Source organism: Holospora elegans E1, from assembly GCF_000648275.1.
In the GTDB taxonomy this organism is placed as follows: domain Bacteria; phylum Pseudomonadota; class Alphaproteobacteria; order Holosporales; family Holosporaceae; genus Holospora; species Holospora undulata_A.
This window is the reverse complement of record NZ_BAUP01000144.1, coordinates 1-9,043: the sequence shown is the minus strand read 5'-3', so window position 1 is coordinate 9,043 and position 9,043 is coordinate 1. Positions and strand designations below refer to the sequence as shown.

The following is a 9,043-nucleotide window of genomic DNA, read 5'->3' as shown; positions in this document are numbered from 1 at the left end:
TTATTGCTTAGATCATTGGGCAGATTTTAATAAAATTATTCCAAGCCCCCGCCTCTTTCAGGGAAAAGATAAAACATTTTCCATTGAACAAAATAACGCTCCACACCGCCATTGGTTTGCAAGATTTTTCCCCCCTTGCAAATACACGATCACTTGAAATGCTGGAGGTAACACTGCGTATTTTTGCGGCACTTCACGTCAATAAAACATTGAAAATTGATCGTGCTATCTTTTGTTAAAGGGTCTCTATTATTTAGAATATTTTATTAGTTTTCTTTAAATTAAATCGTTTTATCAACCTATATCTATTTATACGTCGGTTTTTGTATAATTTAGATATCCGTTGAGTTTTAGTTAATAATCTGATAGGATCTTTAGGAGGTTTTTAGATATTTGGAGTTTCAAAATGAGCACAATACGTTATGTTTTGGTATTTTTTTTGACAGCAAGTTCTGTTTGTTCGGCAGGAGGAGGCTGGAAATTCAGTAAAGTTAAAGAAAAAATTAGTTCAGCTGTAAAAAAAGTAAAAACCAAGTTATAGGACCACATGGTTTAGATATTATTCATCAAGTGCAGCCTATAAAATCGGAAGAAGTTAAAAAGGTGATGCGAAATATAGCCTATACCTCTTTTTACTATGATTCCAACACAAAAAGCAAGCCTGGTCCTAGAATAATAGAAAACAACAAATTGGTTGATTTGGATAAAAAATTAAGAGAGGACGAAAATGCAAAAAATAAACTTTTGGAATTTGAAAACGTTGTTTCGGAGTTAACTGGACTTGAAGCTGGTGGAAATAATCAAGAAGCTGAAAGATGGCGCTTTTTGAGGTCAGTTATTGCCTTGGATAATGCGGTGTATCCCGAAGATACTGAATTATCTTTACCAAATATTGATAGAGAGTTGAAGAACGCAATTGCATGGAGATGCCTGTTAATATGTGGAGATCAGTACGTAAACAAAAATAATATTCATCTAGCATACATGAATGAACAGCAAATAAACGACTTTTTTTTGGTACATGCTGAGCAAAATCCTGTGGTTATTCCTGCACAGATAGAGCACGATGAGGAGCAGTTCATCCAATAAGGCAACACTTTTCTTCGTTTTCTAAGAAAGGAGGGGAATGAAAACAATTTTTAAGATAAAGACTAGAATACGAAAAAGTGAAGAAAAGTTTGTATTCTAAAACTTTCAAAATAAAAGTAAATGTAATTAAACTATGGGGCTTTTTGCCCCTTTTTATATAACGCATATTAAAGCCGTTACAAAATGCTCTATAAAAGCAAATAATTTACCGAAAAATCCAAAACAACAACTGTCTATTACTTTTTTCTTTTCACTATAAAGAAAATGAGTAAAAAGCCTTTTTTCCTAGAATACCGTCTATTAAAATTAAAACTTCATTCGCTTACGAATGCTATGATTTAATCTTGCCATTGTTGCTTATATTCCACTTTACAAATTCTCTTCTTTATCCAGGAGGGGGTGTCTTCTTGAATGAACTGCCCCCTATCGGACTCTACCTCCATAAGAAAAGATGCGGGGGGGTTCTCAGAATGTGCAAAAAACAAGCTATCTATTTTCTGTTTATTTATGTGCGTCAAATTAATGTCCCTTCTGTTTACATATTGATTTCCACATATCGACAGGCATTTCCATGCAATTGCGTTCTTCAACTCTCTATCAATATTTGGTAAAGATAATTCAGTATCTTCGGGATACACCGCATTATCCAAGGCAATAACTGACCTCAAAAAGCGCCATCTTTCAGCTTCTTGATCGTTTCTAGGGGGGACAAATTCAGTTAACTCTGACACAACGTTTTCAAATTCAAAAAGTTTTTTTCTTGCATTTTCGTCCTCTCTTAATTTTTTATCTAAATCAACCATATTTTTATTTACTATTATAGTAGGAGCAGGCGTGCTTTGAGTAGACGAATCGTAGTAAAAAGCAGTATACACTATACTTCGCATCGCTTTTTTCATTTCTTCCTCTTGTATCAGTGGTGTTTTGGTGAAGAATACCAAAACCCTGTGGCCCTATAACCGCATTTTTTATTTTTTGTTCAGTTTCACTAATTTTTTCGCTAGCTTTACTGAAGTTACCTCCCCCTCCTGCAGAGCAGACAGAGCTTCCTATCAAAAAAAATCCAAAACATACCGCATTTTTTTCATTTTAAAGCTCCAGGTATAGTAAAATTGTAACGGTTGTATCACACTACTGGCCAAAACTCAACAAATTAAATAGTTCATTTCCGCATGCATTTAAGATTAATTTTTTCAATACAGAACAATGCATACTTATTTTCTTTTAAGCACGATGAAATCATCTTGAAAAGTAAATAAAAAATTAATAATTTGAGCTGTTTTTGTTTTTTTATCCATTAGCCATACGCTTTGGTAATCTTTTACGCCTTATTTTTATACACTCTTTTGAGCCAAATTAGAAAATTTCGTTCGCGCCCCATCAAATTGAAGAATCACACTTCCCGTTGGGCCATGTCTTTGCTTGGAAATAATAATTTCTGCAGTATTATATATTTCCGCCATGTGACGCTGCCAGTGTAACATTTTTTCAGAACCGTCTTGAGGCTTATTACGTGCTTCGTAGTATTCTTCTCGATAAATAAACATAACAACATCAGCGTCTTGTTCAATACTTCCAGATTCCCTAAGATCTGCTAGCATTGGGCGCTTGTCTTCTCTTTGTTCTACCGCACGTGAAAGCTGAGAAAGCGCTAATACTGGAACATTTAAAGTTTTTGCCATTTGTTTAAGTCCACGAGTGATTTCAGAAAGTTCTTGAACACGATTTTCCGAACTATTAGACCTTCCTGTGGTAAGAAGCTGCAAATAATCCACAACAATCAATTTAATATCTTCTTTTCGTTGCAAGCGACGCGCACGTGTTAACAGGCTTGTCACAGATAGCGCGGGCGTATCATCAATAAACAATGGCAGACTTGAAAGCTCTTTAGAAAGATCTACAAATAAAGGAAATGCGTCTTTTTCAATTGCTCCTCGACGGATGCGATCTGAAGAAATTCCTGTTTCTTGACCAAGAATTCGCATAGCAAGCTGCAAGGCAGACATCTCTAGAGAAAAAAACGCCACACCTGCGCCGTCTCCCTTTCCTTTTGTATCATGCATTCTTACACGCGCTGCATTAAAAGCGATATTAGTGGCCAAAGCAGTTTTTCCCATCGCAGGACGCGCCGCAAGAATTACTAAATCTGAAGGATGAAGCCCGCCTAACATTTTATCTAAATCTAATAATCCTGTGGTCACTCCTACGACGTGGCTATCTCGTTGGTACGCCAACTGAGCGCTTTCAATGGCTTGCGTTAAGGCAGAAGTAAAAGACTGTATCTGAGGTTTTTGGCCTGTTTGATGCATTTGAAATAAAGAATTTTCCGCTATCTCAATTTGCTGAAGCGCATCAGGGCCTTCCACGCTCATTACGCAGGCCCCGTGAGAAACTTTTTCCCCCAAAAGCATCAGCTGTCTTCTTAGATATAAATCGTAAATAATTTTAGCGTAATGATGGGCGTTACAGGTTGGTACTATCAATCCTGCTAGCTCTGCAAGATATGTATCTGAAAGCGTAACTTCTTCATTTTGAAGATAATTTTCCACATAATGTTTTAGGGTTATGGGGTTTGCAATCTGTCCTTTTCGAATAAGATAGCTAAGTGTCTTGAAAATATGTTGGTGCAGAGAAGTATAAAAATGTTCATAGTGCAAAGCTTCCCCTATTTCTTCAAAAACACTGTTGTTTCGAAGCAAAATACTTAAAAATGCTTGCTCAATCTCTAAATTATAGGGAGGCTGCAAAATAGAAAGAGAAGACTGGGAATCAGACAATCTAAACTCTAGAAAAGAAAAAGTACCTAGAAAGAATAGCACATTTGTTTCGTTTCAGCTATAGAACATATGAAACGAAATATGCTAACTTGTTTTCGAATATATACTCATGCTGAATGAAATTGTTTACAAGTTTAATAATTTTTCTTGTGCAAATATTTCTGAAAGAAGAAGATCGTGTTGCGTTAAGTACCGACGCGTAGAAGATAGGAGTAAGGCAGTTTTGTTATCCGACAAAGGGTGGAGCTCGTCAAATTGCTAAGGCTCTTCTGATTGACGATCGTAGAGGAGTATAAGGAAGATCAAAAGTTAATGGTGTCAAGCGGGGGGCTCTGTAAGCAAGCGGAATGTTTCACAAACAGCAGAACTTATCGCACATTTGGAAAGCCATAGCGTATATGAAAGCAAGCGATATTTGCGGCTCCTGTTCTTGAACCCTATGGCTGCACGTCCATAATTTTTCATTTAAAAATCCAGCGGCACGACCCGCAAAGGCAGATCCAGGCAAGCGGGAAGTTTTTATTCAACGGTGATGACAACGCCCTCCGGAAGATGAATCCATCCTGTTTGGTGATGGGGTGCGCGCCACCATGGCAACGAAAATCACCTGTCAGCCCCCCCCATGACACGCATGAACCTGATGGAAGTCTTGGGTTTGACGGGTGGTATCCTTAGAAACCTTGAATAGATCCCACTTGAAGACGTTTTTTGATCAGCTAAAAAGACGCTTATCCAAAGGCGCCCTAATATTCCTCTGATCTTGGATCAAGGACCTACAAGCAAAGACACCCAAAAAGCAGCGAAAAAAAAGGGGGATTGAGGTGCATTATTTCCAGCCCCACCTGCCCCCATCGAAGAATGAACATGTGCTTTCAGTTTAATTTGGTATAGATCAGGGGCACCTCACACCCAACAGATTCAATTAAATCTTTAGTTTTCTGTGATCGGTGAAAGGCAGCAGTATCCATCCCCCCCCCTGACCTGACTTCAGATTCTTTATTAAAAATTGTTCCCCCCAAGTTTCGAACGCCTTCGTAGTACAATATCCATTAAATATCATTGGAGCTATTTATTTATTATTCACGAATTCTGTTATAATATTTGTTCGCGCGTAATATTTACCATTTTTTTACCTATCAGTTTTTAGAACCTGTATTCATGAATAAAAAAAGTGTGATATAAAAGGCTTGAAGGAGTAGAAGATGAATTAACCAAGTGATTTAAAAGAGAGATAGGGATGTGATAAAGTATCATTTTGATAGCGGCAATAAAAGCAAATACAACAAAAAAGAGGGGGGTAATGCAGTAGTTTATATAATCCAAAGCGGTTGTCAATGGCGCATGCTACAAAGATTTTCCACCATATTCGACGGTACATTGTTTTGTAGACGATGTAAGATTAAGGGGGTATGGGAAAAAGTGACGCATGAACTTGTTAAGACAAGCCGAATTAAGTATGAAAGGACGTAAACGGCATAGTGGTGTTGATAGGCAAGGCAATCTGCTCCATATCACTGTTCATAAGGCCAATGGCACAGGTGCTGGGTACAGAGTTTTTAAGGAAGCGGTGCAAAATTATCCTACATTAAAGGGAGTTTGTGAGAACTCTATTGAATAAAACTATAGCAATCTCAGAGCGTATATCTCAAGAATGGGCCATACTTCCAAAGCGTTGGATTGTCGAAAGAACATTTAGCATTGCTAAATCGTTTTCGAAGGGTATCTAAAGATTATGAAATTGCCCTAGCGACTGCTGAAAACATAATTACAGCCAATTCCATGATCCTATTAAGAAGGATAGCTAAATCATGAATACAGGTTCTAAGATTCCCCCCTCATCTTTGATATTTACAATATGGAGTTACCTAAATGATAGTTTCCAAAGATGTCCAATTAAATACTAAAAAAATAGTAAATAATTTTAGTATTAAAAATGTATTTCCACAATACGGGGTTCAGATTGAACAGTGTAATTTTAAAAATTTTATAATAAAAAGCTATTTCTATCTTCTGAAATACTAAATTTACCTTTGATTTTTAAAATTTTCTATACTGTACTTCAATCGTGATTAATTTTTAATCTGTATAAGAAAAAAAATTCTTTGAATTTATAAAAGTCTATTGTCTAAAATAATACTAAAGCATTTTTTTTAATAGTGGCAAATTTTGAAGACTTGAATCGCATTTTGAAAAGAACTTTAGATTCACGAACAGCTTCTTCATGGGATCGTTTGGCCCGTCCCAGCCAGAAGGAGCCTTTTGGAGATTGGAGGATTTGGCTTATCTTGGCAGGGCGAGGATTTGGAAAAACTCGCACAGGGGCAGAAACCATTCGAAAATGGGCTATAAAAACAGGGTATAGACATATATGCCTATTGGGAAATACCTTTCAAGACGTACAAAAAGTTATGGTGGAAGGCCCAAGCGGGTTGCACAGCATCAGCCGCCCTGAAGATGGACTTATTTATCTTCCGCATAAAAAAAGAGTGGTCTGGGGAAATGGGGCAAAAGCAGATTTTTTTAGTGCAACATCGTTTTATCAATTGCGAGGTCCTCAATTTGATAGCGCTTGGATTGATGAATTGGGAAAATTTTCTAATCCTGAAGAAGTGTTTCATCAGCTTATGCTTGGATTAAGATTGGGAAAACATCCTCGAGTTATTATTACTACAACACCAAGACCTTGTGCATTTTTGCATAAATTACTCAATCGTTCAGATGTAGTGCTTACCAGAGGGGCAACTTTTGAAAATGCGAAAAATCTTTCTCCCTCTTACATTGATGACATTAAACAGACCTATGAAGGCACTCGGCTTGGTGCGCAAGAAATTTATGGAACATTAATAGAGCAAAATGAACAGGCACTTTGGAGTCAAAAAAATATTTTGTATTGCTCAAAAATTCCTCCTTTAAGTAAATGTTTCGTTGCGTTAGATCCTGCGGTGACCCATAACAAAACTAGTGGAGAAAGCGGTATAATCGTAGTGGGAAAAGACGCTCAAGGGGTAGGATATGTGCTTCAAGATTATAGCGGTATTTTTTCTCCAACTAAGATGATTTCTACTGCGGTGCACGCAATGCAGACGCATAAAGCTCAGGCAATTGTTGCAGAAGTTAACAATGGGGGAGATTTCATTCAAGAATTATTACACATAAGCTATCCCGATAGACGGTTTATTCCTGTCAGGGCGAATAAGAGCAAATATTGTCGAGCTCAACCTATTGCAGCGCTATATGAACAAAAACGTATCTATCATGTACGGTGTTTTCCTGAATTAGAAGAGCAGATGATGCGGTATACTCCAAAAGACACTGTTTCTCCCGATCGACTGGATGCGTTGGTTTGGGGGATGCACTTACTTTTCTTTTCTCTACAGGGAGATCAAAAAACTCCTCGTATATGGACAATATGAAATGCTAGAAATTCTTAAGTTATTTTATGAAAGCTGGCAAGGGCAAAATAAATTTTTAAAAAAGTCTAATAAGTTAAAAAAATGGTTGATATTCTGTAAAAAATGTAGTAGCATTTCGATGGTTATTTTACTATAATTTAAAAATGATGACAAAAAAATTATCTTATTTATTTCTTATTTTGAACTGTTCTTTTTTTGATGTTTATGCCGTTAAAGAAAATCAGAAAGAACTTATATTAAATATTTTTATAGCAAATGTTTTACCTTACTTTCAATCTAGCGATAATAAAACAATTTGTGAAATGGTTGAAGAGGTCAAAAGAAGTACAGACGATATAGAAGAAGAATTTGGGGACATAGGGCTAAGGCATTTCAGAAGAAAAATGCTTGAAAAGTTCAGTTCTATAAAAAAGTCCATGAATGAAGTAAGCATGGATCGAGAGACTGCGAACTTAATGTTAAAAACAATAAAGGAATCTGGGGAAGTTCCCCAAGGTGTTTTGCCTTATTTGGGCGATATAGTTTGTACTGCCAGCGGGACAGAAAAAGTTCTTACTTTCGAACAGCGCCGTGAACTTAAGGATTTAGTTTTCAATGTAAAGAATAGGTTATTTAATCCCACCAATCCTAGCACTGCTTTTCAAGTTCATAAAAACATCAAAATACTTTTGACTGACTTTCATGAAAGTGAGAAGAGTGCAAAAATGAAACAAGAAATTAAGCGTTTGCTAGATTTTGATTTTCCTGTAAATAAAGTAGAACAAATATTAGAAAAACTTCTTGAAAAAGAAGAATATTGGGGAATGAACGAAGAAAAATTTACTCTTTTTTATAATGAATTTTCAAGCGAAATAGAAAAAGATAGATTAAAAAGTGTAAGACAACTAACAGAAAAAGAGCGTGCTAGATTCAATGTATTTAAATTTTTTCCTCAACGAAGCTTTGAAAGTTTGGACTTCACAGAAAAATATATGAAAGAAAAAAATATTCCCGAACTACAGTCTTTAGGAATCGTTCGTACTGCAGCGTTAATGGTTAAAAAAAATAAAGACAGAGACGAAAGAATGTTTGAAGCGGTTTTATCAAGTCTTTATGTAAAGCCAAAGCACTTAAAACAACACGTTCAAGTTGAAAAGAAGGTAGAGATTGAAAATTTAGAAGAAAAAATTTCTAAGATTCTACCTAAGCAGGATAGCAAAATTTTGAAATGCACAAAAGAATTTATTAAGAACCACAATCTTTCTGAAGAAGAAGCGTTTGGGGTAGTCCAAGTTGCTTACCAGACAATTCCAGATAACGGAGATAATACCCTTTTAGAAATGGCTTTTTCGAATATTATTTCAAAAAAAGATTATTAATTCACAAGAAAGTAAGATAAGACTACATTCATAATAAAATAATTGTGAAAAGGTCATCAAAAAAAATCGAGAGATGACCTTTTAAACTTTTTTGGCTTTGTTTGATCTGTTCATGCGTACTGACTTTTACTTAAGTCATTTTTTTAGATACATTGACTAAATTTATTTGGTTTTGTATAAAAAGATTTTGTTAAATCCAGATTGAATAGTATGCTAACAGAGCAATGAGTAGATCGTCTAATATACTTAGCCATACTCCCCCTCACTTTTTTGAAGGGGCTTTAAAAGATCCGAAAGAGAGGCTATTTTATTAAAAATAAACAACAATGTTTAATGCAAATGAACCTCTCATCCCGCGCAGAGACTTTTAAAACCTTCGTACTTATCGATCAGCGAAAGGTTCAGC

General features: G+C 35.9%; 11 protein-coding genes and 1 pseudogene. 9 read left to right on the top strand and 3 right to left on the bottom strand.

The window, feature by feature from the left end; genetic code table 11:
• Positions 1-83 precede the first annotated feature (83 nt).
• Positions 84-239 carry a hypothetical protein gene (locus HE1_RS07710; protein ID WP_242837223.1) on the top strand — a complete coding sequence of 52 codons (156 nt, stop codon included), beginning with the start codon at positions 84-86 and terminating at the stop codon, positions 237-239.
• A 451-nt stretch (positions 240-690) separates the two neighbouring features.
• Positions 691-1,089, top strand: coding sequence for a hypothetical protein (locus HE1_RS09825; protein WP_242837222.1), 399 nt, complete (start codon positions 691-693; stop codon positions 1,087-1,089).
• Positions 1,090-1,427: 338 nt separating this feature from the next.
• Here the strand turns inward: HE1_RS09825 and HE1_RS05795 are convergent, their stop codons facing one another.
• Entirely contained in the window at positions 1,428-1,988 is a 561-nt protein-coding gene (locus tag HE1_RS05795) for a hypothetical protein (RefSeq protein WP_162480450.1), read from the bottom strand.
• Positions 1,989-2,423: 435 nt separating this feature from the next.
• Complete coding sequence (locus HE1_RS05790; protein ID WP_006289799.1) at positions 2,424-3,908, bottom strand: replicative DNA helicase; 1,485 nt, start codon at positions 3,906-3,908, stop codon at positions 2,424-2,426.
• Positions 3,909-3,975: 67 nt separating this feature from the next.
• On the opposite strand from HE1_RS05790, the gene HE1_RS09180 reads away from it, so the two are divergent.
• From HE1_RS09180 to HE1_RS10075, 3 genes are all read left to right on the top strand, one after another.
• Positions 3,976-4,128 (top strand): hypothetical protein, encoded by a 153-nt coding sequence (locus HE1_RS09180; RefSeq protein WP_162531304.1) that lies wholly within the window; start codon positions 3,976-3,978, stop codon positions 4,126-4,128.
• Between the two features lie 181 nt (positions 4,129-4,309).
• A complete protein-coding gene (locus HE1_RS10080) occupies positions 4,310-4,399 on the top strand; it encodes a winged helix-turn-helix domain-containing protein (RefSeq protein ID WP_162480452.1) in 90 nt (29 codons plus the stop codon).
• Between the two features lie 19 nt (positions 4,400-4,418).
• Positions 4,419-4,541, top strand: coding sequence for a hypothetical protein (locus HE1_RS10075; RefSeq protein WP_278243485.1), 123 nt, complete (start codon positions 4,419-4,421; stop codon positions 4,539-4,541).
• A 197-nt stretch (positions 4,542-4,738) separates the two neighbouring features.
• Here the strand turns inward: HE1_RS10075 and HE1_RS09175 are convergent, their stop codons facing one another.
• The gene (locus HE1_RS09175; protein WP_162531303.1) at positions 4,739-4,909 is read right to left on the bottom strand and encodes a hypothetical protein; all 171 of its coding nucleotides are present in this window, start codon (positions 4,907-4,909) and stop codon (positions 4,739-4,741) included.
• 383 nt (positions 4,910-5,292) lie between these two features.
• Between HE1_RS09175 and HE1_RS08390 the strand changes: the two genes are divergently transcribed.
• The 4 genes and pseudogenes from HE1_RS08390 (at position 5,293) to HE1_RS05775 (ending at position 8,637) form a co-directional block, all read left to right on the top strand.
• Complete coding sequence (locus HE1_RS08390) at positions 5,293-5,484, top strand: hypothetical protein (RefSeq protein WP_052567431.1); 192 nt, start codon at positions 5,293-5,295, stop codon at positions 5,482-5,484.
• A gap of 34 nt (positions 5,485-5,518) precedes the next feature.
• Positions 5,519-5,678, top strand: a pseudogene (locus tag HE1_RS10510) (IS5/IS1182 family transposase); the annotation flags it as partial.
• A 344-nt stretch (positions 5,679-6,022) separates the two neighbouring features.
• Entirely contained in the window at positions 6,023-7,279 is a 1,257-nt protein-coding gene (locus HE1_RS05780; RefSeq protein WP_052567429.1) for a terminase large subunit domain-containing protein, read from the top strand.
• Between the two features lie 179 nt (positions 7,280-7,458).
• Entirely contained in the window at positions 7,459-8,637 is a 1,179-nt protein-coding gene (locus HE1_RS05775) for a hypothetical protein (protein WP_162480445.1), read from the top strand.
• Positions 8,638-9,043 lie beyond the last annotated feature (406 nt).

What these genes read in the sequence shown, in the direction of transcription:
- HE1_RS08390 (WP_052567431.1), top strand. Translation starts at nt 5,293, where the DNA reads ATGAACTTGTTAAGACAAGCCGAATTAAGTATGAAAGGACGTAAACGG.
- HE1_RS10075 (WP_278243485.1), top strand. Translation starts at nt 4,419, where the DNA reads ATGAATCCATCCTGTTTGGTGATGGGGTGCGCGCCACCATGGCAACGA.
- HE1_RS09180 (WP_162531304.1), top strand. Translation starts at nt 3,976, where the DNA reads ATGCTGAATGAAATTGTTTACAAGTTTAATAATTTTTCTTGTGCAAAT.
- HE1_RS05795 (WP_162480450.1), bottom strand. Translation starts at nt 1,988, where the DNA reads ATGAAAAAAGCGATGCGAAGTATAGTGTATACTGCTTTTTACTACGAT.